Raw genomic sequence first — 26,212 nt, forward strand, 5'->3', positions numbered from 1 at the left:
TCACCCTGCAGCGATAGAATTCAAAGCTTTGCTCAAGTAATCCAAGGAGAAGCCCCATGGCCATCGAACGTACCCTGTCGATCATCAAGCCCGACGCCGTCGCGAAGAATGTGATCGGCCAGATCTACGCCCGCTTCGAAGGCGCCGGCCTGAAGATCATCGCCGCGCGCATGATGCAGCTGTCGCGCGCCGATGCCGAGGCCTTCTACGCCGTGCACAAGGCCCGCCCGTTCTTCAACGATCTGGTCACCTTCATGATCTCCGGCCCTGTGATGGTGCAGGTGCTCGAAGGCGAGGGCGCCGTGCTGAAGAACCGCGAGCTGATGGGTGCGACCGACCCGAAGAAGGCCGACAAGGGCACCATCCGCGCCGACTTCGCCGACTCGATCGACGCCAACGCCGTGCACGGCTCGGATGCCGCCGAGACGGCTGCCGTCGAAGTGGCGTTCTTCTTCCCCGGCATGCAGATCCACTCGCGCTGACCTCTCGGCGCGGGCGGCGTAGGTCGCAACGATGGCACTGATCAATCTGCTGGACTTCGACCTGGACGGCCTCGCCGCCTATTGCGAAGGGCTGGGCGAGAAGCGCTTTCGCGCCACCCAGCTTTTTCGCTGGATCCACCAGAAGGGTGCCGCCGATTTCGGCGCGATGACCGACCTGGCCAAGTCCTTGCGTGACAAGCTGGCCGGGGTGGCCGAGGTCCGGCCGCTGCCGGTGGCGGCCGAGCAGGCCTCGGCCGACGGCACCATCAAGTGGCTCTTCGACGTCGGCGGCGGCAATGCCGTCGAGGCTGTCTTCATTCCCGAAGACGACCGCGGCACGCTGTGCGTGTCCTCGCAGGCCGGCTGCGCGGTCGGCTGCCGTTTCTGCTCGACCGGCCACCAGGGCTTCTCGCGCAACCTGACGACCGGCGAGATCCTGGCGCAGCTGTGGTACGCCGAGCACCACCTGCGCGCGCGGCTGAAGCTCGCGCCAGGCGAGCGCGCCATCACCAACGTCGTGATGATGGGCATGGGCGAGCCTTTGCAGAACTACGGTGCCTTGGTGCCGGCGCTGAAGGTCATGCTCGACGACCATGGCTACGGCCTGTCGCGCCGGCGGGTCACGGTGTCGACCTCCGGCGTGGTGCCCATGATGGATCGCCTGCGCGAGGACTGCCCGGTCGCGCTGGCCGTGTCGCTGCACGCGCCGAACGATGCGCTGCGCGACGACCTCGTACCGCTGAACAAGAAGTACCCGCTTGCCGAGCTGATGGCCGCGTGCATGCGCTACCTGGAAGCGGCGCCGCGCGACTTCATCACTTTCGAGTACTGCATGCTCGACGGGGTCAACGACAGCGACGAGCACGCGCGGCAGCTGCTCGCGCTGGTGCACGGGCGCGGCGAACACCGCGTGCCCTGCAAGTTGAACCTGATCCCGTTCAACCCCTTCCCCGAATCCGGCCTGCTGCGCTCGCCCCGCGCGCGCGTGCTGGCCTTCGCGAAGATCCTGCAGGACGCGGGCATCGTCACCACTGTGCGCAAGACGCGCGGCGACGACATCGACGCTGCCTGCGGCCAACTGGCCGGCGAGGTGCAGGATCGCACGCGTGCAGCCGAGCGCATGAAGCGCTTGCCGGTGCGCGTCGTCGCGGCACCGGCTGACGCCCGCCACAAGCCACATTGATCCGGAACCGGTTCACCGAAGGAGACACTGCATTGACGTCCAAGCACAGCGGGAATGCCCGCACATGGTGGCTGGCTGCCGGCATTGCGCTGGTGCTCGCGTCGGGGCTCCTGCAAGGGTGCACGACGCCTGCGTCCAAGCCCCCGCAGGACGTGCGAACCGAATCCGACCAGACCGATACCGATCGCCGTGCGCGCGTCCGGCTGGAGCTGGCGGCAGCCTATTTCGGCCGTGGCCAGGCGGCCACGGCACTCGACGAGGTCAAGCTCGCGCTGCAAGCCAAGCCGGACTTGGCCGATGCCCACAACTTGCGCGGGCTGATCTACGCCAGCATGGGCGAGGCCGGCCTGGCTGAGGACAGCTTCAAGCAGGCGCTGCAGCTCAACCCGCGCGACGCGGATGCGATGCAGAACTACGGTTGGTTCCTCTGCCAGCAGCGCCGCTTCGCCGATGCCGAGGTGCAGTTCAATGCGGCGCTGGCCGTGCCGAACTACCGTGACGTAACGCGCACGCTGCTGACGATGGGTGTTTGCCAGGCCCGGAACAACCAGTGGCCCGAAGCCGAACGCACGCTGCAGCGCTCCTATGAGCTGGATCCGGCCAATCCGACGACGGCCGTGAACCTCTCCGAGGTGCTGCTGCGGCGTGGCGAGTTCGAGCGTGCGCGCTTCTACATCCGGCGCGTCAACGCCGTGGACGAACTGGTCAGCGCGCAGACGCTGTGGCTGGCCATACGCATCGAAAACAAGCTGGGCCAGGCCGGCCAGGTCAGGCTCCTGGGCAATCAGTTGGTCAACCGGTTCCCCCAATCCGCTGAAGCCCTGTCGTTCGAAAAGGGTCGCTTCGATGAGTGAGGCAGCACAGAGCGCCGGCGCCTTGCTGCGCGCGGCGCGCGAGAAACAGGGGCTGCACATCGCGGCCCTGGCCACGATGCTCAAGGTGCCGCCGCGCAAGCTGGAGGCGCTCGAGGCCGACCGTTACGACGAATTCCAGGGCGCTACCTTCGTGCGGGCCCTGGCGCAGGCCGCCTGCCGCACGCTCAAGGTCGATCCCGCGCCGGTGCTCGATCGTCTGCCGGAGCAGGACAGTGGCAACCTGAGCCAGCTCGAGCGGGGGCTGAACACGCCGTTCCGCGAGCGGGGCGCGCGGCGCGAATCGTCCGACGCGCCGCTGGTCAGCCGGGCCGTGATGGGACTGGTGGTCGTGCTGCTGCTCGGGGCGCTGGCGTTCCTGTGGTGGCCGGCCAACTGGCGCCTGCCGAACCTGGGGTCGTCGGCTGCGGCGCCGGAATCGAGCGGCACGAGCACCGTCAGTGTGCCGTTGCCGGCGACCACCGCGCCGGTGCCCGAGCCGACGTTTGCGCCGGCGCCGGCGCCGGCACCGATGGCGATGCCCGAGGCCAGCGCACCGGCGCTCGCGCCGGCCAGCCAACCCGAGGCTGCACGGCCGCTGCAGCCTGCGGCGCCGTCGGCAGCCGCCGCATCGGCACCGATGCCGGCACCGGCCGTTCGCACGGTGCTGCAGCTGACTGCCCGCGCGGCTTCGTGGATCGAAGTGGTCGACGGGCGTTCGCAGGTGCTGCTGGCGCGCACGCTGGCGCCGGGAGAAGCCGTCGGATTGGATGGGGTCTTGCCGCTGCGTGTGAAGATCGGCAACGTCGCTGGCACGCAGCTGAGCTTTCAGGGGAAGCCGGTCGACCTGACCGCCGCGGCGCGCGACAACGTTGCGAAGCTGGAACTGAAATGACGAGTGGGCGCATGACCGCACAGACAGACCCCGGCCGGGCGTCGCATGGCGACGAACAGCCGATCATCCCCGCCGCACCGGCCGCGCGCCGCACGCGCCAGGCACGCGTCGCCTGGGGTGACCGCGTCGTGACCGTCGGCGGCGACGCGCCGGTGCGCGTCCAGTCGATGACCAACACCGACACGGTCGACGTGATCGAGACCGCGATCCAGGTCAAGGAGCTGGCGATCGCCGGCTCCGAGATGGTGCGCATCACGGTCAACACGCCCGAGGCGGCCGCGGCCGTGCCGCACATTCGCGAGCAGCTCGACCGCATGGGGATCGACGTGCCCCTGATCGGCGATTTCCATTACAACGGCCACCGCCTGCTCAGCGAGCATCCGGCCTGCGCCGAGGCGCTGTCGAAGTACCGCATCAACCCCGGCAACGTCGGCAAGGGCGACAAGCGCGACCGGCAGTTCGCCCAGATGGTCGAGGCCGCGTGCCGCTACGGCAAGGCCGTGCGCATCGGCGTCAACTGGGGCAGCCTGGACCAGGAACTGCTGGCCTCGCTGATGGACGACAACCACCGCCGTGCCGAGCCCTGGGACGCGAAGCAGGTGATGTACCAGGCGCTGGTGCAGTCGGCGCTGCAGTCGGCGCAGGCCGCGCGCGACGTGGGGCTGGATCCGAACCAGATCATCATCAGCTGCAAGGTCAGCGGTGTGCAAGACCTGATCTCGGTCTACCAGGCCCTGGCCGTGCGCTGCGACTACCCGCTGCACCTGGGCCTGACCGAGGCCGGCATGGGCACCAAGGGCACGGTCGCGTCGGCGGTGGCGTTGTCGGTGCTGTTGCAGCAGGGCATCGGCGACACGATCCGGGTGTCGCTCACGCCGCAGCCCGGCGAGGCCCGCACGCAGGAAGTGGTGGTCGCGCTCGAGATCCTGCAGGCGCTCGGCCTGCGCAGCTTCAACCCGAGCGTCACCGCCTGCCCCGGCTGCGGCCGCACGACCAGCACAACGTTCCAGGAGCTGGCCAAGCAGATCGACGACTTCCTGCGCGCGCAGATGCCGGTCTGGCGCGCCCGCTACCCTGGTGTCGAGCGGATGAAGGTGGCCGTCATGGGCTGCATCGTCAACGGCCCGGGCGAGAGCAAGCATGCCGACATCGGCATCAGCCTGCCGGGCACCGGCGAGGCGCCGGCCGCCCCCGTCTTCATCGACGGCGAGAAGGCCCTGACGCTGCGCGGCGAAGGCATCGCCCGCGAATTCCAGACCATTGTCGAGCAGTACATCGAGCGTCGTTACGGCACCGGCCAGGCCGCCGTGGCGGCCGACCAGACCACTTCTTCATGACCGACGTTCTCAAGGCCATCAAGGGCATGAACGACATCCTGCCGGGCAGCGTCCCGCGCAAGGACAAGCTGCCCGACTCTGCGCTCTGGCAATGGTTCGAGACCACCGTCCGCTCGGTGCTCTCGCGCTATGGCTACCAGTACATCCTGACGCCCCTGGTCGAGCCGACCGCGCTGTTCGTGCGCGGCCTCGGCGAAGTGACCGACATCGTCGAGAAGGAGATGTACTCCTGGCACGACGCGATGAACGGTGACCACCTGACGCTGCGGCCCGAAGCCACCGCCGGCATCGTCCGCGCCATGGTCGAGCACAACGCGCTGTACAACGGCCCGCTGCGGCTGTGGACGCTGGGCGCGATGTTCCGCCACGAGCGCCCGCAAAAGGGCCGCTACCGCCAGTTCCACCAGCTGGACGTGGAGGCCTTGGGCTTCGCCGGCCCGGACGTGGATGCCGAGCTGATCCTGATGGTGCGGCGCCTGTGGAAGGAGCTTGGCCTGGTCGAGGGCCAGCATGTCCGGCTGGAGTTGAACAGCCTGGGCCAGCCTTCGGAGCGCGCGGCCCACCGAGCCGCCCTGATTGCCTACTTCCAGGACCACGCGGCCCAGCTCGACGAGGACGCGAAGCGCCGGCTGCACAGCAACCCGCTGCGCATCCTCGACACCAAGAATCCTGCGATGCAGGCGCTGGTCGAAGCGGCACCGAGGCTGATGGATTTTCTCGGTGCCGAGTCGCTCGCGCACTTCAACGCCGTGCGCTCGATCCTCGATGCAGCCGGCCTCGAGTACCGGGTGAACACGCGTCTGGTGCGCGGCATGGACTACTACAACTTGACGGTGTTCGAGTGGGTCACCGACCACCTCGGCTCGCAGGGCACGGTGTGCGGCGGTGGCCGCTACGACGGGCTGATCGAGCAGCTCGGCGGCAAGAGCGCGCCGGCAGTGGGTTTCGGGCTGGGCATCGAGCGGCTGCTGCTGCTGATCCAGGAGCTGGGCCTGCCGGTGCCGGATGGCGCGGCCGACGCCTATGCCGTGGTCGCCGACGCAGCTGCACTGCCCCAGGCGCTGACGACGCTGGAGGCGCTGCGCGGCGAGGGTGTTGCCGTGCAGATGCATGCCGGCGGCGGCAGCATGAAGGCCCAGTTCAAGAAGGCTGACGCGAGTGGCGCGCGCTTCGCACTGGTCTTCGGCGGCGACGAGCTCGCGCGCGGCATGGTCGGCGTGAAGGCCCTGCGCGATGCGGGCGTGGCCCAGGTCGAGCGCCCCCTCGCGGACGTGGCCGGCTGGGCCGAGACACTTTGCAGCAAGCGCCGGGACGCATAATCCCGGCTTCCGCCCGACCGAGCGAACACCTCGTCGGGCTTTCGACATTCACGGCCCGCCCGAACCCACCGGGCCCATCGGTTCATGGCAAGCAATCTCGATCTGCAGGAACAAGAACAGCTTGACGAGCTCAAGGCGTTCTGGAAGCAATACGGCAACCTGATCACCTGGGGCCTGACGCTGGTGCTCGCCGGCTTCGCCGCGCTCAATGGCTGGAACTGGTGGCAACGCGACCAGGGCGCCAAGGCTGGCGCGATGTTCGACGAGCTGGACCGTGCCGTGCAGGCCGGTAACGCCGATCAGGCCGGCCGCGTCTTCAACGACATGAAAGAACGTTACTCGCGCGCCACCTACACCGCCCAGGGCGGCCTGCTGGCCGCCAAGCTGCAGGCCGACAAGGGCCAGGCCGATGCCGCGCAGGCGAGCCTTGGCTGGGTGGCCGAACACGCGAGCGATGAGGAATACCAGGCCCTGGCGCACCTGCGCTTGGCCGCCTTGTTGCTCGACAAGAAGGACTACGACGGTGCGCAGAAGCAGGTCGACGCGGTCAAGTCGCCCGAGTTCGCAGCGCTGGCTGACGACCGCCGCGGCGACATCCTGCTGGCCCAGGGCAAGAAGGATGAAGCGGTCAAGGCCTTCCAGGCCGCCTGGAAGGCGATGAACGAGCAGCTCGACTACCGCCGTGTCGTCGAATCGAAGCTGACCAGCCTCGGCGCCGCGCCCGAGGCGGCCGCTGCGGCCAGCGGGGTGGCCAAATGACGGTGGCGTGCGTGAACCGTCGCGTGCTGGCCGCGACTGGCCTGGCGCTGGTGTCCGCGCTGGCTGGCCTGGCCGGCTGCTCGGCCGACAAGCCCAAGCCCGCCCCTTTGCAGCCGATCGAATCGCCGATCGCGGGCCGCCAGGTGTGGAGTACGCGGCTGGGTGGGGTCACCTTCCCGCTGTCGGTGGTGGTGCGCGGCGGGCGCTTTCATCTGGCCAGTGACGATGGCACGGTACTGGCACTCGATGCCGCCACCGGACAGGAAGCCTGGCGCGGCAATGTCGGCGGGCGAATCTCGGCCGGAGTCGGCACCGACGGGCGCTATGCCGCCGTGGTGACCCGCGACAACGAACTGGTCGTGCTCGACGCCGGCACGGTCACCTGGCGCCTGAAGCTCGAATCCCCGGTCGTCACCGCCCCGTTGGTGGCCGGTGAGCGCGTCTTCATCGTCGGTGTCGACCGCATCGTCCATGCCTTCGACGTGCTGGATGGGCGGCGCCTGTGGACGCTCAAGCGCCCGGGTGACGCGCTGACGCTGTCGCAAGCCGGCGTGCTGGCGGCCTACAAGGACACCTTGCTGGTCGGGCAGGGTGCAAGGCTGCTGGGCGTCGACCCGCTGAAGGGCACTGTCCGCTGGGACACGGCGCTGACCACGCCGCGCGGCACCAACGAGGTCGAGCGCCTGGCTGATCTGGTGGGCCCGCCTTCGCGTACCGGCAGTGTGTTCTGCATGCGTGCGTTCCAGAACGCGGTCGGCTGCATCGACGCCGAGCGCGGCACCCTGAAGTGGGTGCAGAACGGCGGTGGCGTCGAGGCGGTGGGCGGCAATGACGAATACGTCGTTTCGGCGGACGGCAGCGATCGCATCAGCGCGCGCAAGCGCGCCAGCGGTGAGCTGGCCTGGACCAGCGAACTGCTGCTCAATCGGGCCCTGAGTGCCCCGGTGGCCCTGGGCACGACGGTGGTGTTCGGCGACTTCGAGGGCCAACTGCACTTCCTGTCGCAAGATGCGGGCAAGGCGCTGCTGCGCTTGCCCACCGACGGCTCGCGCGTGATCGCGCCGCCTGTACTGTCCGACAACACGCTGCTGGTCGTCACCCGCGCCGGCGGCGTCTTTGCCTTCAAACCGGAATAATTTGAAACCCGTCATCGCCCTCGTGGGCCGCCCCAATGTCGGCAAATCGACGCTGTTCAACCGGTTGACGAAGAGCCGCGACGCCATCGTGGCCGATTTCGCCGGGCTGACCCGCGACCGGCACTATGGCGACGGTCGGCTGGGCGGCCGCGAGTACATCGTCATCGACACCGGCGGCTTCGAGCCCGACAGTTCGACCGGCATCGTCAAGGAAATGGCGCGCCAGACGCGCCAGGCGGTGGCTGAGGCCGATGTGGTGATCCTCGTCACTGACGTTCGCACCGGCCTGTCCGGCCAGGACCAGGACATCGCACGGTTCCTTCGGCAGGCCAACAAGCGCGTGCTGTTGGCGGTGAACAAGGCCGAAGGCATGGCCGATTCGCCGCTGCTGGCCGAGTTTCACGAATTGGGCATGGGCGAGCCCCACCCGGTGTCGGCCGCGCACGGCCAGGGCATCCGCAGCCTGCTGGAAGCGGCGCTGGTCGATTTCCCGGAAGAGGAAGAAGACGAATCGGCCGAGGTCGACGCGAATGCGCCGATCCGGCTGGCGGTGGCCGGTCGGCCGAACGTCGGCAAGTCGACGCTGATCAATACCTGGCTCGGCGAAGAGCGGCTGATCGCCTTCGACATGCCGGGCACCACGCGCGACGCGATCCATGTGCCCTTCGAGCGCGAGGGCAGGCGTTTCGAGTTGATCGACACCGCGGGCCTGCGCCGCAAGGGCAAGGTGTTCGAGGCGATCGAGAAATTCTCGGTCGTCAAGACGCTGCAGGCCATCGCCGACGCCAACGTGGTCGTGCTGATGGTCGACGCCACCCAGGGCGTCAGCGACCAGGATGCCCACATCGCCGGCTACATCCTCGATTCAGGCCGCGCAGTCGTGATCGCAATCAACAAGTGGGATGCGATCGATGGCTACCAGCGCCAGATGCTGGAGCGGTCGATCGAGCAGCGGCTGGCCTTCCTGAAGTTCGCGCCGATCCTGCACATCTCGGCGCTCAAGCGCCAGGGCCTGGGGCCGCTGTGGAAGGCGATCGCCGATGCACACGCCTCGGCGACCAAGAAACTGCCGACGCCGGTGCTCACGCGGCTGCTGCACGAGGCGGTCGAGCATCAGGCGCCCAAGCGTGCCGGCGCATTTCGCCCCAAACTGCGCTATGCGCACCAGGGCGGGATGAATCCGCCGATCATCGTGATCCACGGCAACTCGCTGGAGCACGTGACCGACGCCTACAAGCGCTACCTCGAAGGGCGTTTCCGGGACCACTTCAAGCTCGTCGGCACGCCGATGAGAATCGAGATGAAACTCTCCCGGAACCCTTTCGCCGAGGGAGAACACTGAGATTCAGCAGGCCTTTGTCGGCCTGCTGTGTTAACGTGACCACTCCAACACTTTTCCAACACGGAGCATATCGTGAGCAACAAAGGGCAACTCCTACAAGACCCCTTCCTGAACCTGCTGCGCAAGGAGCATGTTCCGGTTTCCATCTACCTGGTCAATGGCATCAAGCTGCAGGGCCATATCGAATCATTCGACCAGTACGTCGTACTGCTGCGCAATACCGTGACGCAGATGGTCTACAAGCACGCGATCTCCACCGTCGTGCCCGGCCGCGCCGTCAACTTTCACGCCGCCGATTCGGGCGACAACGCCTGAACCTCACCCACCTGTCGCCGCTGACGGCGACCTGGCCCATTCCCGACCTTGAGCGCCGAACCTTCCCAGCCCCGGCCCGCTGACACCGAGGCGGCGCGGGCGGTGCTGGTCGGCGTTGATCTCGGTCCCGGTTCCTCGTTCGATCCGACGCTGGACGAACTGGCGCTGCTGGCCGAGTCGGCCGGCGACGAGCCGGTCGCGCGGATCACGGCCAAGCGCAAGGCGCCCGATCCGGCGCTGTTCGTCGGCTCTGGCAAGGCCGACGAGATCAAGCTGCTGGTGCAGGCGCACCATGCCCATGGTGTGATCTTCGACCAGGCCCTGTCCCCCGCCCAGCAGCGCAACCTCGAACGCCACCTGGGCGTGCCGGTGGCTGACCGCACCGCGTTGATCCTCGAGATCTTCGCCGCGCGGGCGAAGAGCCACGAAGGCAAGCTGCAGGTCGAATTGGCGCGGCTGCAATACCTCTCGACCCGCCTGGTGCGTCGCTGGAGCCACCTGGAGCGCCAGCGCGGCGGTGTCGGCCACCGGGGCGGCCCTGGTGAGGCGCAGATCGAGCTGGACCGCCGCATGATCGGCGATCGCATCAAGTCGGTGAAGGAGCGGCTCGAGCGCGTCAAGCGCCAGCGCGGCACGCAGCGGCGCGCGCGCGAACGCAGCGGCACCTTCAAGGTCTCGCTGGTCGGCTATACCAACGCCGGCAAGTCGACGCTGTTCAACGCGATGGTCAAGGCCCGGGCCTATGCGGCGGATCAGCTGTTCGCCACACTGGACACGACGACGCGTTCGCTCTACCTCGGCGAGGCGGGGCGCTCGGTGTCGCTGTCCGACACGGTCGGCTTCATCCGCGACCTGCCGCACAAGCTGGTCGAGGCCTTCCAGGCCACGCTGCAGGAAGCGGCCGATGCCGACCTGCTGCTGCACGTGATCGATGCCAGCAGCCCCGTGCTGCTGGAGCAGCAGGCCGAGGTCGAGCGGGTGCTCGAGGAGATCGGCGCCGACAAGATCCCGCAGATCCTCGTCTACAACAAGCTCGATCGCATTGAACCCGGTCAGCGCCCGCGCGCCCTGCACGACGAGATCGAGCGCGCGCCCGGGGTGCGGGTTCCGCGCGTGTTCGTCAGCGCGCTCACCGGCGAAGGCCTGAGCCTGCTGCGCGAACTGATTGCGACCCATGCCGCGCCGCCGCCCTTGAGTTCCACGCCAGCGGCCATCACCTTACCCGACGGCAGCCTCGCGCCCGCGCCACGGCACTGAGCGGCATACCACTTCGAATCAACAAACCTGGCCCCTTGGGATGAGCATGCGAACCCTTGAACCCGACGCTCCCGGCTTGCGAGCCCGCTTGGCCGCGCTGGCGCATGCGGCGCGCGCGCTGGTGATGAGCAATGGCCGCAACGACGGCCCGCCCGATCTCGACGAGCTCTGGCGCGATTTCAACCGCAAGCTGTCCAACCTGTTCGGCGGCAAGGGTGGCGGCACGTCACCGCGCGGCGATGGGGGCGACGAGCCCCGCTTTCAGCCCGACATGAAGGGCGCCGGCATTGGCGCCGGCCTGATCGGTGGCCTGGTGCTGCTGATCTGGGCGGGCAGCGGCCTGTTCATCGTGCAGGAAGGTCACCAGGCGGTCGTCACCACCTTCGGCAAGTACAGCAGCACGGTGATGGCAGGCATGCAATACCGGCTGCCGTACCCGTTCCAGGCGCACGAGACGGTGCCGGTCACCCAGCTTCGCTCGGTTGAGGTGGGCCGCAACACGGTCAGCCAAGGCACCGGCCTGCGCGATTCGTCGATGCTGACGCAGGACGAGAACATCGTCGACGTCCGCTTCATCGTCCAGTATGTGCTGAAGGATGCGCGCGCGTTCCTGTTCGAGAACCGTGACACCGACCAGGCCGTGGTGCAGGCCAGCGAATCGGCCGTGCGCGAGATCGTCGGCCGCAGCAAGGTCGACTCGGTGCTGTACGAGCGGCGCGACGCGATCGCGGCCGATCTGGTCCGCTCGATCCAGTTGCAGCTCGATCGGTTGAATGCCGGCGTGACGATCAAGAACGTCAACCTGCAGAACGTGCAGGTGCCCGAGCAGGTGCAGGCCGCCTTTGACGATGCGGTCAAGGCCGGGGCCGACCGTGATCGCTTCAAGAACGAAGGCCAGGCCTACGCGAGCGACGTGATCCCGAAGGCTCAGGGTACGGCGGCCCGGCTGCGCGCAGAGGCCGAAGGCTACCGCTCACGCATCGTCGCCACCGCCGAGGGTGATGCCGAGCGCTTCAACTCGGTGTTGGCCGAATACCAGAAGGCCCCCGGCGTGACGCGTGACCGCCTCTACATCGATGCGATGCGTGACGTCTACGCCAACGTCACCAAGGTCATGGTCGACAGCCGCAGCGGCTCGAACCTGCTGTATCTGCCGCTGGACAAGCTGGTCCAGCAGACCGGCGCCGCAGCGCCGGCCGCTCCGGCACCCGCGCCCGCCGTTCCGGCCGACAGCGCCGGCACCGACCGCTCGCGCGACATCCGCAGCCGCGATCGCGACAGCCGCTGACCGTCCACCCCCGAAGCGCCGCAAGAACAGAACACAGAGAAAACTCCATGAACCGATTCGCCGTGATTGTCGGCAGCGTGCTGGTGCTGCTGGTGCTCGCCGCCTCGACGCTGTTCGTCGTCGATCAACGCCAGGTGGCGGTGGTCTACGCCCTGGGCGAGATCAGGGAGGTCGTCACCGAGCCGGGCCTGAAGATCAAGCTACCGCCACCGCTGCAGAACGTGGTCTTCCTCGACCGCCGGATCCAGACGCTGGACAGCCCCGAGACGCGTCCGATCTTCACCGCCGAGAAGAAGACGTTGGCGATCGACTGGCTGGTCAAGTGGCGCATTGCCGACTCGCGCCAGTTCATCCGCAACAACGGGGTGGACCTGCGCAACCTCGAGAATCGCCTGAGCCCGGTCGTGCAAGCCGCGTTCAACGAAGAGGTGACCAAGCGCACGGTGGGCGCCGTCCTCGCGACCGAGCGCGAGAAAATCATGGGCGACGTGAAGGCCCGCCTGGCCGAGCCGGCCAAGTCCTTCGGCATCGAGATCATCGACGTGCGGATCAAGCGCGTCGATTTCGTCGCCAGCATCACTGATTCGGTCTACCGCCGCATGCAGTCCGAGCGCCAGCAGGTGGCCAACGAGTTGCGTTCCAAGGGGCAGGCCGACGGCGAGCGGATCCGCGCCGATGCCGATCGTCAACGCGAGGTGATCGTCGCCGAGGCCTACCGCGATGCGCAGAAGATCAAGGGTGAAGGCGATGCCAAGGCCTCTGCGCTGTACGCATCGGCCTTCGGCCGCGACGCCCAGTTTGCGCAGTTCTACCGCAGCCTCGAGGCCTACCGCGCGAGCTTCCGCAACAAGTCCGACATGATGGTCGTGGACCCCTCGTCGGATTTCTTCAAGGCCATGCGTGGCAGTGGCGCCGGTTCGGCGCCGGCCAAGAAGTAACCCGGCAGGGCCGGAGCGATGGGTGATCTGCTGCTGGGGGCGCTGGCGCTGATGCTGGTGTTCGAGGGCCTGCTGCCGTTCTTCAGCCCGCGCCGTTGGCGCGAGATCTTCCTGCGCGCGACGCAGATGACCGACGGCCAGATCCGATTCATCGGACTGACAAGCATGCTGATCGGGCTGTCCTTGCTGCTGCTTTTCGGCGGCTGACGTCAGCTTCGCTTCAGGGGACCCCCCTGTACAATGCCGGTTTTAACCCCGGTGCATTTTCATGTCCTCTGCTTGGCTGCTGCCAGAGCACATTGCCGATGTCCTGCCCGCCGAGGCCAGGCGCATCGAGGAACTGCGGCGCCAATGGCTGGATCGCGCGCGGGGCTACGGCTTCGAGCTGGTGATGCCGCCGATGCTGGAGTACCTGGACTCGCTGCTGTCCGGTACCGGCCGTGAACTGGATCTGAAGACCTTCAAGCTCGTCGACCAGCTCTCCGGCCGCACGCTGGGCCTGCGCGCCGACACGACGCCCCAGGTCGCGCGCGTCGACGCCCACCTGCTGAACCGCGAAGGTGTGACGCGCCTGTGCTACTGCGGCCCGGTGCTGCACACCCGGCCCTCGGGCCTTCACATGACACGCGAGCCGCTGCAGTTCGGTGCCGAGATCTTCGGCCACGCCGGCCTGGAAGCCGACCTCGAAGTGCAGGAGCTCGCCTTGGATGGCCTGGCCGCCATCGGCGCCCGTGAATTGACGATCGACCTCGGCGACGCGCGCGTCGTGCGCTCGGTGCTGGCCGGGGTGCCGCTCGACGCTGCGGCACTGACCGAGCTGGTGGCCGCGCTGACAGCCAAGGACGGCAGCGCCGTGCAGGCGATGTCGCGCGATTGCCCAGCCGATGCCCGTGCCGGTCTCGCAGCCTTGCTCGAGCTTTACGGTGGCGACGAGGTGCTCGAGCAGGCGAGGGCGCGCCTACCGGCCCGCGCGCCGATCGCCGCAGCGTTGGACGACCTGGCCTGGCTTACGCGACATCTGCGCCAGTCCAACCCCGACGTGAAGATTGGCTTCGACCTGTCGGACATGAGCGGCTACGCCTACTACAGCGGTGTTCGCTTCGCGGTCTACGGGGCGGGCTCGACCAATGCGCTGGTGCGCGGCGGCCGCTACGACGAGGTCGGTGCGGTGTTCGGCCGCAACCGGCCGGCAGTCGGTTGCAGTCTGGACCTGAAGGGCCTGACCGAGGTCACGCCCCCTGCGCCGCCGCGCGCCGCCATCCGCGCGCCGTGGGGCGAAGACGCCTCGCTGCGCGCCGCCGTTCGCCGCCTGCGGGCGCTCGGCGAGACCGTCGTGTGCATTCTGCCCGGTCACGAGCATGAAACGCAGGAATTCGACTGCGACCGCGAGCTGGCCGCCGTCGGCGGCCAATGGGCAGTGCGCGCGCTCTGAAGCCGCCGCGCGGCCCGTTCTCTCGAATCCACTGAACTGATGACATCGATGCAACAAAGCAGCTCCACGGCCGTCGCGCACGGCCGCAACGTCGTCGTCGTCGGCACCCAATGGGGTGACGAAGGCAAGGGCAAGGTCGTCGACTGGCTGACCGACCACGCTCAGGGCGTCGTGCGCTTCCAGGGTGGCCACAATGCCGGCCACACGCTGGTGATCAAGGGCGTGAAGACCGCGCTGCAGCTCATTCCCTCGGGCATCATGCGCGATGGCGTGGCCTGCTACATCGGCAACGGCGTGGTGGTCGACCCGTCGCACCTGCTGGGAGAGATCGAGCGGCTGGAGAAGATCGGCTTGGAGGTTCGCTCGCGCCTGTACCTGAGCGAGTCGTGTCCGCTGATCCTGCCGTTCCACGTCGAGGTCGACAAGGCGCGCGAGGCGCTGCGCGAGACGAGCGGCGCAGGCAAGATCGGCACGACAGGCAAGGGCATCGGCCCGGCCTACGAGGACAAGGTCGCGCGGCGCGCATTGCGCGTTCAGGACCTGAAGCACCCCGAGCGCTTCGCCGCCAGGCTGCGTGAACTGCTCGAGCTGCACAACTTCGCGCTGAGCGGCTACCTGAAGTCCACGCCGCTGGAGTTCCAGCCGATCTTCGACCAGGCGATGAAGATGGGCGAAGCCCTCAGGCCGATGATGGCCGACGTGGGCTATCGCATCTATACCGCCAACCGTGCCGGTGCCAACCTGCTGTTCGAAGGCGCCCAGGGCACGTTGCTCGACATCGACCACGGTACCTACCCGTATGTCACGTCGAGCAATTGCGTGGCCGGCAACGCGGCCGCCGGGGCCGGCGTCGGGCCGGACATGCTGCACTACATCCTGGGCATCACGAAGGCCTACACCACGCGCGTCGGCTCGGGCCCATTCCCGACCGAGCTGCCAATCGATCAGGCCGGCACCGTCGGCCACCATCTGTCGACGGTGGGGCAGGAGCGCGGCACGGTGACCGGGCGCGCGCGCCGCTGCGGCTGGCTCGATGCCGCAGCGCTCAAGCGCTCGATCATCATCAACGGCATTTCGGGCCTGTGCATCACCAAGCTCGACGTGCTGGACGGCCTGAAGGAGATCCAGGTCTGTGTCGGCTACCAACTCGGCGGCCAATCGCTGGACATCCTGCCGCTCGATGCCGACGACATCGCCGCATGCCGGCCGGTCTACGAGACCTTCTCCGGTTGGGAAGGCTCGACCGCCGGGTTGACGCAGTGGGACCAGCTGCCGCTGAACGCGCGCCGGTATCTCGAGCGCGTTCAAGCCTTCATCGGTGCGCCGATCGACATGGTCTCGACCGGTCCCGACCGCGATCACACCATCCTGCTGCGCCACCCTTACCAGGCCGGCTGACGACCACCGAGAGACCAGAGGATCACGATGCTCACCGACGACGGCAAACACCTGTACGTCTCCTGGGACGAATACCATTTGCTGATCGAGCGCCTGGCGCTCAAGGTGCACAACTCGGGCTGGCAGTTCGACCAGATCCTGTGTCTGGCGCGAGGCGGCATGCGCCCGGGCGACGTGCTGTCGCGCGTGTTCGACAAGCCGCTGGCCATCATGTCGACCAGCTCATACCGCGCCGAGGGCGGGACGATCCAGGGCCGGCTCGATCTGGCCAAGTACATCACGATGCCGAAAGGGGAGTTGGCCGGCCGCGTGCTGCTGGTCGACGACCTGGCCGACTCCGGCGTGACGCTCAAGGCGGTGGTGGACCGGCTGCGCGGTATTCCGTCGATCAGCGAGCTGCGTTCGGCCGTCATCTGGACGAAGGCGGTCTCGAGCTACACGCCGGACTATTATGTGGAAATGCTGGCGACGAGCCCGTGGATCCACCAGCCCTTCGAGGACTACGACAACCTGCGGCCGGAAGGGCTGGCCAGGAAGCTGTCCGTTTGATGCCGGGCACGTCGTCCTGGCGTGCGTGGCCACGACACCTGCGCCCGGGAAAGAAAAAAGGGCCAGCACTTGCGTGCCGGCCCTTCTTGAGTTTCTTGGATTCTTCTTGTTCTTCTGTTCTTGTTACTCTTGATCTTTGGTGCCCAGGAGAGGACTCGAACCTCCACGGAGTTACCCGCTAGTACCTGAAACTAGTGCGTCTACCAATTCCGCCACCTGGGCTTAATTCGCTGTACGCTTGAGTGCGCTGCAACGAAAGATAGGACTATACCATCAAAACAAAAATGAATGCAAGTGCCCCCGTGTTGGGTGGCGCGCTGATGAGCGAAGTCGAGGGCACCGTCCTCGGCCACCGGGACGGCCACGGCTTCGTGCAACGCGATGACGGCGAGCCCGACATCTATCTCGCACCGCAAGAGATGCGGGCCGTGCTGCACCGAGACCGCGTGCGGGCACGCATCATCCGCTACGACCGCAAGGGTCGTCCCGAGGGCCGTATCGTGGAGATCCTCGAGCGGCGCAAGGCGCCGATCATCGGCCGGCTGCTGCACGAAAACGGCATGTGGCTGGTCGCCCCTGAGGATCGGCGTTATGGCCAGGACATCCTGATCCCCAAGAACGCCACCGCCAGTGCCACGGCGGGCCAGGTGGTCGCGATCGAGCTGACCGAGCCGCCGTCGATGTACTCGCAGCCGGTGGGTCGCGTGACCGAGGTGCTCGGGCAGATCGACGACCCTGGCATGGAAATCGAGATCGCGGTGCGCAAGTACGAGGTGCCGCATCGTTTCTCGCCCGAGACGCTGGCGCAGGCCGCGGCGCTGCCCGACAAGGTGCGCGCAGTCGACATGAAGCACCGCATCGACCTGACCGACGTGCCGCTGGTCACCATCGATGGCGAGGACGCGCGCGACTACGACGACGCGGTGTACTGCGAGCCGCACAAGAGCGGCCGTGGCAGGTCGGCTTTCAATGGCTGGCGGCTGCTGGTCGCGATCGCCGATGTCAGCCACTACGTGAAGCCTGGCGAGCCGCTTGACGACGACGCGTACGAACGGGCGACCTCGGTGTACTTCCCGCGCCGCGTGATCCCGATGCTGCCGGAGAAGCTCTCGAACGGCCTGTGCTCGCTGAACCCCCAGGTCGATCGGCTCTCGATGGTCTGCGACATGCTCGTCAATGCCGACGGCGAACTGCATGCCTATCAGTTCTACCCGGCGGTGATCTGTTCGCACGCGCGGCTGACCTACACCGAGGTGGCGGCCGCCCTGGCCAACACCCGTGGCCCCGAGGCGGCAAAGCGACGAGACATCATGCCGCAGTTGCTGAACCTGCACGAGGTCTATCGCGCGCTGCTAAAGGCACGCCAGCGCCGCGGCGCGATCGATTTCGAGACCACCGAGACGCAGATCGTCTGTGACGAGAACGGCCGCATCGAGAAGATCGTTCCACGCGTGCGCACGGACGCCCATCGCCTGATCGAAGAAGCCATGCTGGCGGCCAACGTCTGCTCAGCGGAGTTCATCGCCAGCGCCGAGCATGCCTCGCTGTTCCGGGTGCACGAGGGCCCCACGCCGGAAAAGCGCACCACGCTGCAGAACTACCTGAAGACGCTGGGGGTCGGCCTGGGCCTCGGCGAGGATCCGACGCCGCGCGAATTCCAGGCGATCGCCGAGGCGACGAAGGACCGGCCCGATGCGAGCCAGATCCACATGATGCTGCTGCGCTCGATGCAGCAGGCGATCTACACGCCAGCCAACAGTGGCCACTTCGGGTTGGCGTATCCCGCCTATACACACTTCACCAGCCCGATCCGCCGCTACCCGGACCTGCTCGTGCACCGGGTCATCAAGGCGATTCTGGCGAAGAAGCGCTATCACCTGGCCACGGGCGAACTGGCCGATGCCAGCGCGCATGCGGTCAGGCTGCGCAAGGCCGGCAAGACGTCCAAGCCGCACATCAGCGAGCAGGAGCACTGGGAAGGCGCCGGCGTGCACTGCAGCGCCAACGAACGCCGCGCCGACGAGGCTTCGCGCGACGTCGAGGCCTGGCTCAAGTGCCGCTACATGCGCGAGCACCTGGGCGAGGAATTCGCCGGCACGGTGAGCGCGGTGACGAGCTTCGGCCTGTTCATCACACTCGACGCGTTGTACGTCGATGGCCTGGTCCACATCACCGAGCTGGGCGGCGAGTACTACCGTTTCGATGAGGTGCGCCAGGAGCTGCGCGGCGAGCGCACAGGCATCCGCTACGCGATCGGCGCACGGGTGCGGGTGCAGGTCAGCCGGGTCGACCTCGACGGCCGGCGGATCGACTTCCGCATGGTGCGCGAAGGCGAGGGCGAGCGACTGCTCGGACGCGGGCGCCCCTCGGCGCGTGGCGAGCCGGCGACGGCATCGGAGGCCCTGGCCGGCGTGGAGATCGCGGATCGTGCGCACAAACGCGCGGCAAAGGCGGCCAAGTCCGCCGCGAAGACGGGCAAGAGTGCGGGCAAGGGGGCGGCGAAAGGCAAGCGCGCCGTGTCGTCGTCGCGTGCCGGCACGTCGCGCGCAGGGGCCGAAGGGCGCGCTGGCAAGGTGGTGGAGGCCGGAGCGCCGGCTGCACCGGCCAAGCGCCGCACCAAGCGCTGAAGCGTCCCAACGTGCCGGCGATGCTCAGGTCAGCAGGGCTGCGGCGCCGGCCATCGCGTCGATCAGGCCGCCGGCGGGCAGCGGCAGGCCGCCTGATCGACCGCCAGGTACTTCCGCGGCGCGGCCATGCAGCCAGGCAGAGCCGACCGCGGCGCGCGATGCGGTTGCCAGGTCGAGCCCGGCATGGCCGCTCCAGCTGCCGCCGATCCAGCCGGCGAGCACGTCGCCGGTGCCGGCGGTGGCCAAGCGCGAACTGCCCGTCGGGTTGATGATCGGCGTCGTGCCGGGCGCGGCGATCACGCTGCCCGAGCCCTTGAGTAGCACCACCGCACCGAAGCGGTCGGCCAGCCGCCGCGCTGCTGCGCATCGATCGGCCTGCAGCGCGACCGAGGTCGTGTCGAGCAGCCTGGCGGCCTCGAGCGGGTGCGGGGTCAAGATGGTCGGCGGGCCGCGCCGGCCGCGCGCTTCCAGCAGGGTGGCCAGCGTCGGGTCGGCCGCGATCGCGTTGAGCGCATCGGCATCGAGCACGAGGCGCCGGGCGCGGCTGAGCAGCTCCGGCAGCACGAGACGAACCGCGTCGCCACCGCCGCAGCCGCAGACCACCGTGGCGTGCTCCGCCAAGCCCATCGCGCGGGCGTCGGCCCACGAGCGACGCATCAACTCCAACCCGTCTGAGGTCAGGGCCGATGGCGCCTCGTCGGCCAGCAGGCTGAGGTAGACCCGGCCCGCGCCAGCGCGCAGCCCGGCACGGGCCGCCAGCTGCGCGGCGCCGACCATGCCGCGCGCACCACCCACGATCCAGATGTCGCCAAAGCGGCCCTTGTGCGAGGCGTGTTCGGCCTCGAGGCGCGGCGCCAGGGCCGCGCGGGCATCGGGGCGGCCGGCCAGGCGGGCACTTGGTGGCACGCCTTCGTCGGGCGAGACACCCAGGTCGCTCAACCACACGCTGCCCGCGGCGTCGCGCCCGTCGGCGGTGAACAGGCCAGGCTTCGCCGTCAGTAGTGCCAAGGTTGCATCGGCCTGCACGCAGGCTTTCCCGAGCCGGCGGCCGGTGTCGGTGCACAGGCCGGTCGGCAGATCGACCGACAGCAGTGTCGCGCCACGCTCGCGGCATCGGTTGAGGGCGGCGATCGTGTCGGCGAACGCGCCTTCGGGAGCGCGTGTCTGGCCCAGGCCGAACAGCGCATCGATGACCAATTGCGGCGGCGGCGCACTGTCGGCTGGCCGGGTAGACGGCGCATGCAGCACCAGCCCGGCGGTCAAAGCTTCGGTGCGTGCATGGGCAGCGTCGGCCGGCAGGCGCTGCGGGTCGCCCAGCCAGGTCACGTGGACGCGCTTGCCCAGGCGGTGCAGCCAGCGGGCGGCCACCAGGCCGTCGCCGCCGTTGTTGCCGGGCCCCGCGGCGACCCAGATGTGCTCTGCCTGCGGTGCGAGCGCCAGGGCCAGGCGGGCCACGGCGAGGCCGGCGGCCTCTATCAGCGCATGCGGCGATGCGGCCGCCAGGGCCGCCTGCTCGATGGCGCGGCTGGCGCGGCTGTCGAAAAGCGGGGCGGGCTCGTCACCAGGCAGCAGGCGGCGGGGCAGCGTCATCGCAGGTGCACGGCCGGGGGCGGCCGCGAAGGCATCGAAGCGGCCAGCTTATCGCAGGCGGTCGGGTGCGAGCAGTGCCGTGTCAAGCAACGCTGGTTTGCCGGCGATCTGGTCGGCCAGCAGCCGGGCAGATGCGGCGGCCCAGGCCCAGCTGCTGGCGCCGTGACCGCAGTGAAGCCAGACGCCGGGCAGGCCGCTGGCGCCGACGACCGGAAGGCCGTCGGCCGACGAGCTTTGCCGGCCCACCCATGGCAGGGCCTTGGCCGTGCGTGCGGCGCCGGGGAAGCAGCTTTCGAGCGCGCGATACAGGTGCCTCAACGCGGCTTCGTTGGCGCGCACCGGTGGCGCGCCGTACGCGGCTCCGCCCGCTGCCCGCACGCGCTCGCCCATCCGGCTGACAGTGACCCGCGACGCCGGGTCCAGCACGGCGCCCAGCGGGGCGAAGGCCTCGCCGGCCTCGGCCGGTTCGCGCAGCGGGGCGGTGACCGAGTGCTGGTGCCCGGGAATGAAGTGCGGTGACGCGATCCGGTTGCCCAGCAGGTGGGCGACGGCTTCGGCACTGCACAACACGGCGGCGTCGAAGTCAGGCATCGCGTCGTCCGGGACCGTCGTGTCGCCGGTGCCATGCGGGGCAAGCGCGCTGTCGCCGAGCTCATGGCGGCGGGCGACGTGCAATTCGACCTGCGGGCCAGGGCCCGACGCTGCAGCGATCGCCTCGACCTCGAGCTGGAACTGGAAGCGCGCCCCGAGCTGCTGCGCGACGCCCTTCAAGGCATGGGCGAACTGGCGGCCGTTGGCGGTTTCCCCCGCAGGCCAGTGCAGCGCGCCTTCGAGTGGCAGCGCCGGGTTGAGCGCGGGCTCGACGGCGCGCGCCTGCTCGGCCGTCAGCCACCGTACGGGCAGGGCCAGACCGGCGTGCTCGTCGAGCAGGACCCGGGCGTGCTTGGCGTGACGCGCCGTGTGCAGCAGGGCCATGACGCCGGTGTGGCGCTCGTATTCGAGCTGGTGCGCCGCGGTCAGTGCCTGGAGGCGATCCAGATTGAATTGCGCCAGGTCGGCCATGCATTTCAGGCGGTCCGTCTGGGCACCGTGGCGCACGGCTCGCCAGCGGCGATAGCGCCACGGCAGATCGCGCGCGCGGGCGGCCAGCGGATCCAGCCCAGGCGCCGCCCCGACGGCGGCGTGGGCCAGCCACAGGCCCGGCGCGACGACGCAGGCCGGGGCGAAGCTGCCTTCGGCGGCAATTCCACCACGGCGCTCGAAGACGGTGACTTCATGCCCGTCACGGGCCAGTTCGTAAGCTGTCGTGACGCCGGCCAGGCCGGCGCCGATCACGGCAATGTGCATGCTGGAGTGGTTGGCAGCGGCCGGGCGACGGAAGCGGCCTGCTATAATCTTTGGGTTTTGCTGGCAGCCATCAACAGGCGGCCAGGGAAGCCGGGAGGCAGTGCAAGACCGCCGCGCCTTCCGAAGTTCGCGAACCCGGCTGATCAAGGTGTCGCGTACAGTGCTCAGGCCTCTGTTACAGAAGGCAAGCATTGTCGCGATGTGTGCCGGGATTCTAGACCCAACCTTCGGAGTCCCTCCATGTCCGTTTCGATGCGTGAAATGCTGGAAGCTGGTGTCCATTTCGGCCACCAAACCCGCTTCTGGAACCCCAAGATGGCCCCGTTCATTTACGGCCATCGGAACAAGATCCACATCATCAACCTCGAAAAGACGCTGCCCAAGTTCGAGGAAGCGATGAAGTTCGTGCGCCAGCTGTCGAGCAAGCGCGGCACGATCCTGATGGTGGGCACCAAGCGCCAGGCACGCGAAGTCGTCGCCCTGGAAGCACAGCGCGCCGGCATGCCCTTCGTGGACCAGCGCTGGCTGGGCGGCATGCTGACCAACTTCAAGACGGTCAAGGGCTCGCTGAAGAAGCTCAAGGACATGCAGGCGCAGAAGGAATCTGGCGCCGAGATGCGCATCAAGAAGGAAGCGCTGCTGTTCGACCGTGAGCTGGCCAAGCTCGAGAAGGACATCGGCGGGATCCAGGACATGAACGCGCTGCCCGATGCCCTGTTCGTGATCGACGTCGGTTTCCACAAGATCGCCGTCGCCGAGGCGCAGAAGCTCGGCATCCCGGTCATCGGCGTGGTCGACACCAACCACTCGCCCGAAGGCGTGGACTACGTCATCCCGGGCAACGACGACTCGGCCAAGGCCGTGGCGCTGTACGCCCGTGCGGTGGCCGACGCGGTTCTCGAAGGCAAGGCCAATGCCGCCAGCGATCTGGTGCAGGCCGTGGCTGCTGACGGCGACGAGTTCGTCGAAGTCAGCGACAACGCCTGACAGGCAGCGCCTGATCGCGGCGCGAGCAGCGCCCGCCGAACGAGGGGCTGTCACAGCCCCTTTTTCATACCTTTCGGCGTCGGGCCACGGCCTGGTGCCACAGCAAACGGAGAGATGAAGATGCCTGCAATTACCGCCAGCATGGTCGCCGAACTGCGCGCCAAGACCGATGCCCCGATGATGGAGTGCAAGAAGGCGCTGACCGAGGCCGACGGCGACATGTCCCGCGCCGAGGAAATCCTGCGCGTCAAGCTGGGCAGCAAGGCGGGCAAGGCCGCCTCGCGAGTGACCGCCGAGGGCGTGATCAGCGCAGCCGTGAGCGGTGACGTCGGCGCGCTGCTGGAAGTCAACTGCGAAACCGACTTCGTGTCGAAGAACGACTCGTTCCTCGCCTTCACCAAGACCTGCGCCCAGCTCGTGGCCGACAACAACCCGGCCGATGTGGCTGCGCTGTCCGCGTTGCCGATGTCGCAGGACGGCTTCGGCCCGACGGTCGAGGATGTTCGCAAGGGCCTCATCGGCAAGATCGGCGAGAACCTGTCGATCCGTCGCTTCAAGCGCTACGCGGGCGGCGGCAAGCTTGCCAGCTACCTGCACGGCACCCGCATCGGCGTGATCGTCGAGTACACCGGTGACGACGTGGCGGCCAAGGACGTGGCGATGCATGTGGCGGCGATGAAGCCGGCCGCGCTGTCGTCGGCCGAGGTGCCGGCCGAGCTGGTCGAGAAGGAGCGCAAGATCGCTGCCGAGAAGGCCGCCGAGTCGGGCAAGCCGGCCGAGATCGTGGCCAAGATGGTCGAAGGCTCGGTGCAGAAGTTCCTGAAGGAAGTCTCGCTGCTCGACCAGGTCTTCGTAAAGGCCGCCGACGGCAAGCAGACCGTCGGTGCGATGCTGAAGGAAAAGGCCACCCCGGTGAAGGGCTTCACCCTTTACGTGGTCGGCGAAGGCATCGAGAAGAAGACCGACGACTTTGCCGCCGAAGTGGCTGCCCAGGTGGCTGCCGCGAAGGCGCAGTAAGCGTTTCGAGCGCTTCGCGCGGCGGCCCGTCACCCGGGTCGCCGCGTACACTTCCAGCGGAAATCCACGAGAGCACCGCGCCCCTGTCACCGACCCCTGGCGCCCAAGGAGAGCCCTGCATGCCGGCGTACCGACGCATCCTGCTGAAACTGTCCGGTGAGGCCCTGATGGGCGACGACGCCTACGGCATCAACCGCGCCACCATCGTCCGCATGGTGCGCGAGATCCAGGAGGTCACCCAGCTCGGCTGCGAGGTGGCGGTGGTGATCGGCGGCGGCAACATATTCCGCGGCGTCGCGGGCGGCTCGGTGGGCATGGACCGCGCCACAGCCGATTACATGGGCATGCTGGCCACCGTGATGAATGCGTTGGCCTTGGCGGACACCATGCGCCAGGAAGGCATGACCGCCCGCGTGATGTCGGCCATCAGCATCGAGCAGGTCGTCGAGCCTTACGTGCGGCCCAAGGCCTTGCAGTACCTCGAAGAGGGCAAGGTCGTCGTCTTCGCGGCGGGCACCGGGAATCCCTTCTTCACCACCGACACGGCGGCGGCGCTGCGTGGCGCCGAGATCGGTGCCGAGCTCGTGCTCAAGGCCACCAAGGTCGATGGCGTCTACACCGCCGACCCGAAGAAGGATCCGGAGGCAACCCGCTACGCGAACATCACGTTCGACGAGGCCATCGCCCGCAACCTGCAGGTGATGGACGCGACGGCCTTTGCGCTGTGCCGCGATCAGAAGTTGCCGATCAAGGTGTTCTCGATCTTCAAGCCCGGTGCGCTCAAGCGCGTGGTGCAGGGCGAGGATGAGGGAACGCTGGTGCATGTCTGAGGAGATCGATACATGACGATTGCCGACATCAAGAAGAACGCCGAGACGAAGATGGCCAAGTCCGTCGAGGCCCTGAAGAACGACCTGCAGAAGGTGCGCACCGGCCGCGCCCATCCCGGCATCTTGGATCAGGTGCACGTGGACTACTACGGTTCGATGGTGCCGATCAGCCAGGTTGCCAACGTGAGCCTGCTCGATGCCCGCACGATCAGCGTGCAGCCCTGGGAAAAGGGCATGGGCGGGAAGATCGAAAAGGCCATCCGGGAATCCGACCTGGGCCTGAATCCGTCGACGCAGGGCGACCTGCTTCGCGTGCCGATGCCGGCGCTGACCGAGGAGCGCCGCAAGGAGCTGACCAAGCTCGTGCGGCACGAAGGCGAGAACGCCAAGGTGGCCGTGCGCAACCTGCGCCGCGATGCGATCGAGCACCTGAAGAAGCTGCTGAAGGACAAGGAGATCTCGGAGGACGACGAGCGCCGCGCGCAAGAAGACGTGCAGAAGCTCACCGACCGCACCGTCGCCGAGATCGACCGGCTGGTCCAGGCCAAGGAAGCCGACGTCCTGGCGGTCTGAGCCTGATGGCCCATCCGTCCCCGGCGGCGCCTCGCCGCAACCCCGGCGTGCCTCGCCACGTGGCCATCGTGATGGACGGCAACGGCCGCTGGGCCAAGCGCCGTTTCATGCCGCGCGTGTTCGGGCACAAGTACGGCATGGAGACCGTGGTGCGCGTGATCGACGATTGCGCGCGCCGTGGCATCGAGTACCTGACCGTCTACGCCTTCTCGTCCGAGAACTGGAAGCGGCCGGACGAAGAGGTCTCGGGGCTGATGAACCTCGTGCTGGTCGGCGTGTCGAAATACCTGACGCGGCTGGCGAAGGACGGCATCCGCATCAAGGTGATCGGTGACCGCTCGGCCGTGTCCGAGAAGGTCCGCCGGGCCTGGGCCGAAGCCGAGGAACTGACCAAGGACAATCCCGGCCTGACGCTGACCGTGGCCTTCAACTACGGCGGTCGCTGGGACATCGTGCAAGCCTGCAAGCGGGCATTGGCCGATGGGGTGACACCCGAGGCCCTGAGCGAAGACATCCTCAGCCGCTACATGGCCCTGGCGCATGCGCCCGACCCGGACCTGTTCATCCGCACCGGCGGCGAGGTGCGGGTCAGCAACTTCCTGTTGTGGCAACTGGCGTACGCGGAGATGTACTTCACCGAGTGCCTCTGGCCCGACTTCGATGCCGCGGAGATGGACAAGGCGATCGCCGCCTTTGCGGCGCGAGAGCGCCGTTTCGGTGGTGTGCCGGTTGCGCTGAACGAGGCTTCGGCCTGAACCCG

At 68.0% G+C, this 26,212-nt stretch carries 25 protein-coding genes and 1 tRNA gene; 23 read left to right on the plus strand and 3 right to left on the minus strand.

The window, feature by feature from the left end:
• Positions 1–56: 56 nt before the first annotated feature.
• The 17 genes from ndk (at position 57) to VJ693_RS24825 (ending at position 16,481) form a co-directional block, all read left to right on the plus strand.
• Entirely contained in the window at positions 57–482 is a 426-nt protein-coding gene (gene ndk, locus VJ693_RS24745) for a nucleoside-diphosphate kinase (RefSeq protein WP_324158692.1), read from the plus strand.
• Positions 483–513: 31 nt separating this feature from the next.
• Positions 514–1,665 carry a 23S rRNA (adenine(2503)-C(2))-methyltransferase RlmN gene (rlmN, locus tag VJ693_RS24750; protein WP_324158694.1) on the plus strand — a complete coding sequence of 384 codons (1,152 nt, stop codon included), beginning with the start codon at positions 514–516 and terminating at the stop codon, positions 1,663–1,665.
• A gap of 32 nt (positions 1,666–1,697) precedes the next feature.
• Positions 1,698–2,519, plus strand: a complete 822-nt coding sequence (pilW, locus tag VJ693_RS24755; RefSeq protein WP_324158695.1) for a type IV pilus biogenesis/stability protein PilW — start codon at positions 1,698–1,700, stop codon at positions 2,517–2,519.
• Complete coding sequence (locus VJ693_RS24760) at positions 2,512–3,411, plus strand: helix-turn-helix domain-containing protein (RefSeq protein ID WP_324158696.1); 900 nt, start codon at positions 2,512–2,514, stop codon at positions 3,409–3,411. Before pilW ends, VJ693_RS24760 begins: the two co-directional genes overlap by 8 nt.
• Positions 3,412–3,422: 11 nt before the next feature.
• Complete coding sequence (gene ispG / locus VJ693_RS24765) at positions 3,423–4,748, plus strand: flavodoxin-dependent (E)-4-hydroxy-3-methylbut-2-enyl-diphosphate synthase (RefSeq protein WP_324158697.1); 1,326 nt, start codon at positions 3,423–3,425, stop codon at positions 4,746–4,748.
• Positions 4,745–6,067: a histidine--tRNA ligase gene (gene hisS, locus VJ693_RS24770; protein WP_324158699.1), complete on the plus strand. Its 1,323-nt coding sequence runs from the start codon at positions 4,745–4,747 to the stop codon at positions 6,065–6,067. The genes ispG and hisS overlap by 4 nt, the downstream gene beginning before the upstream one ends.
• Positions 6,068–6,151: 84 nt before the next feature.
• Positions 6,152–6,826, plus strand: coding sequence for a tetratricopeptide repeat protein (locus VJ693_RS24775; RefSeq protein ID WP_324158701.1), 675 nt, complete (start codon positions 6,152–6,154; stop codon positions 6,824–6,826).
• 11 nt (positions 6,827–6,837) lie between these two features.
• Positions 6,838–7,962 carry an outer membrane protein assembly factor BamB gene (gene bamB, locus VJ693_RS24780; protein WP_324158703.1) on the plus strand — a complete coding sequence of 375 codons (1,125 nt, stop codon included), beginning with the start codon at positions 6,838–6,840 and terminating at the stop codon, positions 7,960–7,962.
• 1 nt (position 7,963) lies between these two features.
• Positions 7,964–9,304, plus strand: coding sequence for a ribosome biogenesis GTPase Der (gene der, locus VJ693_RS24785; RefSeq protein ID WP_324158704.1), 1,341 nt, complete (start codon positions 7,964–7,966; stop codon positions 9,302–9,304).
• Positions 9,305–9,376: 72 nt separating this feature from the next.
• Entirely contained in the window at positions 9,377–9,619 is a 243-nt protein-coding gene (hfq, locus tag VJ693_RS24790) for an RNA chaperone Hfq (protein ID WP_324158706.1), read from the plus strand.
• Between the two features lie 48 nt (positions 9,620–9,667).
• Positions 9,668–10,876 (plus strand): GTPase HflX, encoded by a 1,209-nt coding sequence (gene hflX / locus VJ693_RS24795; RefSeq protein ID WP_324158709.1) that lies wholly within the window; start codon positions 9,668–9,670, stop codon positions 10,874–10,876.
• A gap of 46 nt (positions 10,877–10,922) precedes the next feature.
• Positions 10,923–12,164 (plus strand): FtsH protease activity modulator HflK, encoded by a 1,242-nt coding sequence (hflK, locus tag VJ693_RS24800; RefSeq protein WP_324158711.1) that lies wholly within the window; start codon positions 10,923–10,925, stop codon positions 12,162–12,164.
• Between the two features lie 47 nt (positions 12,165–12,211).
• The gene (hflC, locus tag VJ693_RS24805; protein ID WP_324158713.1) at positions 12,212–13,102 is read left to right on the plus strand and encodes a protease modulator HflC; all 891 of its coding nucleotides are present in this window, start codon (positions 12,212–12,214) and stop codon (positions 13,100–13,102) included.
• Positions 13,103–13,120: 18 nt separating this feature from the next.
• Entirely contained in the window at positions 13,121–13,309 is a 189-nt protein-coding gene (locus VJ693_RS24810; RefSeq protein WP_324158715.1) for a DUF2065 domain-containing protein, read from the plus strand.
• Between the two features lie 61 nt (positions 13,310–13,370).
• Positions 13,371–14,534, plus strand: coding sequence for an ATP phosphoribosyltransferase regulatory subunit (locus VJ693_RS24815; protein ID WP_324158717.1), 1,164 nt, complete (start codon positions 13,371–13,373; stop codon positions 14,532–14,534).
• 48 nt (positions 14,535–14,582) lie between these two features.
• Positions 14,583–15,932, plus strand: a complete 1,350-nt coding sequence (locus VJ693_RS24820) for an adenylosuccinate synthase (RefSeq protein ID WP_414652366.1) — start codon at positions 14,583–14,585, stop codon at positions 15,930–15,932.
• A 27-nt stretch (positions 15,933–15,959) separates the two neighbouring features.
• Complete coding sequence (locus VJ693_RS24825; RefSeq protein WP_324158720.1) at positions 15,960–16,481, plus strand: phosphoribosyltransferase; 522 nt, start codon at positions 15,960–15,962, stop codon at positions 16,479–16,481.
• Positions 16,482–16,618: 137 nt separating this feature from the next.
• On the opposite strand, the gene VJ693_RS24830 is transcribed toward VJ693_RS24825, so the two are convergent.
• Positions 16,619–16,703, minus strand: a tRNA-Leu gene (locus tag VJ693_RS24830).
• Positions 16,704–16,801: 98 nt separating this feature from the next.
• Here VJ693_RS24830 and rnr point away from each other — a divergent pair.
• The gene (gene rnr, locus VJ693_RS24835) at positions 16,802–19,108 is read left to right on the plus strand and encodes a ribonuclease R (protein WP_324158817.1); all 2,307 of its coding nucleotides are present in this window, start codon (positions 16,802–16,804) and stop codon (positions 19,106–19,108) included.
• 24 nt (positions 19,109–19,132) lie between these two features.
• On the opposite strand, the gene VJ693_RS24840 is transcribed toward rnr, so the two are convergent.
• Together VJ693_RS24840 and VJ693_RS24845 are read right to left on the minus strand one after the other, a co-directional pair.
• Positions 19,133–20,698: an NAD(P)H-hydrate dehydratase gene (locus VJ693_RS24840; RefSeq protein ID WP_324158722.1), complete on the minus strand. Its 1,566-nt coding sequence runs from the start codon at positions 20,696–20,698 to the stop codon at positions 19,133–19,135.
• Positions 20,699–20,746: 48 nt separating this feature from the next.
• The gene (locus VJ693_RS24845; protein WP_324158724.1) at positions 20,747–22,327 is read right to left on the minus strand and encodes an FAD-dependent oxidoreductase; all 1,581 of its coding nucleotides are present in this window, start codon (positions 22,325–22,327) and stop codon (positions 20,747–20,749) included.
• On the opposite strand from VJ693_RS24845, the gene rpsB reads away from it, so the two are divergent.
• The 5 genes from rpsB (at position 22,286) to uppS (ending at position 26,207) form a co-directional block, all read left to right on the plus strand.
• The gene (gene rpsB / locus VJ693_RS24850) at positions 22,286–23,032 is read left to right on the plus strand and encodes a 30S ribosomal protein S2 (RefSeq protein ID WP_324158726.1); all 747 of its coding nucleotides are present in this window, start codon (positions 22,286–22,288) and stop codon (positions 23,030–23,032) included. The two genes, VJ693_RS24845 and rpsB, sit on opposite strands and share 42 nt — an antisense overlap.
• Positions 23,033–23,152: 120 nt before the next feature.
• Positions 23,153–24,049, plus strand: coding sequence for a translation elongation factor Ts (gene tsf / locus VJ693_RS24855; RefSeq protein ID WP_324158727.1), 897 nt, complete (start codon positions 23,153–23,155; stop codon positions 24,047–24,049).
• A gap of 119 nt (positions 24,050–24,168) precedes the next feature.
• Complete coding sequence (pyrH, locus tag VJ693_RS24860) at positions 24,169–24,879, plus strand: UMP kinase (protein ID WP_324158729.1); 711 nt, start codon at positions 24,169–24,171, stop codon at positions 24,877–24,879.
• A gap of 12 nt (positions 24,880–24,891) precedes the next feature.
• Complete coding sequence (frr, locus tag VJ693_RS24865; RefSeq protein ID WP_324158731.1) at positions 24,892–25,452, plus strand: ribosome recycling factor; 561 nt, start codon at positions 24,892–24,894, stop codon at positions 25,450–25,452.
• A 5-nt stretch (positions 25,453–25,457) separates the two neighbouring features.
• Complete coding sequence (uppS, locus tag VJ693_RS24870) at positions 25,458–26,207, plus strand: polyprenyl diphosphate synthase (RefSeq protein WP_324158733.1); 750 nt, start codon at positions 25,458–25,460, stop codon at positions 26,205–26,207.
• Positions 26,208–26,212: the final 5 nt, after the last annotated feature.

It is taken from the genome of Ideonella sp. (genome assembly GCF_035254525.1).
Lineage (GTDB): Bacteria > Pseudomonadota > Gammaproteobacteria > Burkholderiales > Burkholderiaceae_C > Ideonella.

Coding starts and splice junctions, on each gene's coding strand:
- ndk (WP_324158692.1), top strand. CDS start 57: ATGGCCATCGAACGTACCCTGTCGATCATCAAGCCCGACGCCGTCGCG.
- rlmN (WP_324158694.1), top strand. CDS start 514: ATGGCACTGATCAATCTGCTGGACTTCGACCTGGACGGCCTCGCCGCC.
- VJ693_RS24760 (WP_324158696.1), top strand. CDS start 2,512: ATGAGTGAGGCAGCACAGAGCGCCGGCGCCTTGCTGCGCGCGGCGCGC.
- ispG (WP_324158697.1), top strand. CDS start 3,423: ATGACCGCACAGACAGACCCCGGCCGGGCGTCGCATGGCGACGAACAG.
- hisS (WP_324158699.1), top strand. CDS start 4,745: ATGACCGACGTTCTCAAGGCCATCAAGGGCATGAACGACATCCTGCCG.
- VJ693_RS24775 (WP_324158701.1), top strand. CDS start 6,152: ATGGCAAGCAATCTCGATCTGCAGGAACAAGAACAGCTTGACGAGCTC.
- hflK (WP_324158711.1), top strand. CDS start 10,923: ATGCGAACCCTTGAACCCGACGCTCCCGGCTTGCGAGCCCGCTTGGCC.
- hflC (WP_324158713.1), top strand. CDS start 12,212: ATGAACCGATTCGCCGTGATTGTCGGCAGCGTGCTGGTGCTGCTGGTG.
- VJ693_RS24810 (WP_324158715.1), top strand. CDS start 13,121: ATGGGTGATCTGCTGCTGGGGGCGCTGGCGCTGATGCTGGTGTTCGAG.
- VJ693_RS24815 (WP_324158717.1), top strand. CDS start 13,371: ATGTCCTCTGCTTGGCTGCTGCCAGAGCACATTGCCGATGTCCTGCCC.
- VJ693_RS24820 (WP_414652366.1), top strand. CDS start 14,583: ATGCAACAAAGCAGCTCCACGGCCGTCGCGCACGGCCGCAACGTCGTC.
- VJ693_RS24825 (WP_324158720.1), top strand. CDS start 15,960: ATGCTCACCGACGACGGCAAACACCTGTACGTCTCCTGGGACGAATAC.
- rnr (WP_324158817.1), top strand. CDS start 16,802: ATGAGCGAAGTCGAGGGCACCGTCCTCGGCCACCGGGACGGCCACGGC.
- VJ693_RS24840 (WP_324158722.1), bottom strand. CDS start 20,698: ATGACGCTGCCCCGCCGCCTGCTGCCTGGTGACGAGCCCGCCCCGCTT.
- rpsB (WP_324158726.1), top strand. CDS start 22,286: ATGTCCGTTTCGATGCGTGAAATGCTGGAAGCTGGTGTCCATTTCGGC.
- VJ693_RS24845 (WP_324158724.1), bottom strand. CDS start 22,327: ATGGACACCAGCTTCCAGCATTTCACGCATCGAAACGGACATGGAGGG.
- tsf (WP_324158727.1), top strand. CDS start 23,153: ATGCCTGCAATTACCGCCAGCATGGTCGCCGAACTGCGCGCCAAGACC.
- pyrH (WP_324158729.1), top strand. CDS start 24,169: ATGCCGGCGTACCGACGCATCCTGCTGAAACTGTCCGGTGAGGCCCTG.
- frr (WP_324158731.1), top strand. CDS start 24,892: ATGACGATTGCCGACATCAAGAAGAACGCCGAGACGAAGATGGCCAAG.
- uppS (WP_324158733.1), top strand. CDS start 25,458: ATGGCCCATCCGTCCCCGGCGGCGCCTCGCCGCAACCCCGGCGTGCCT.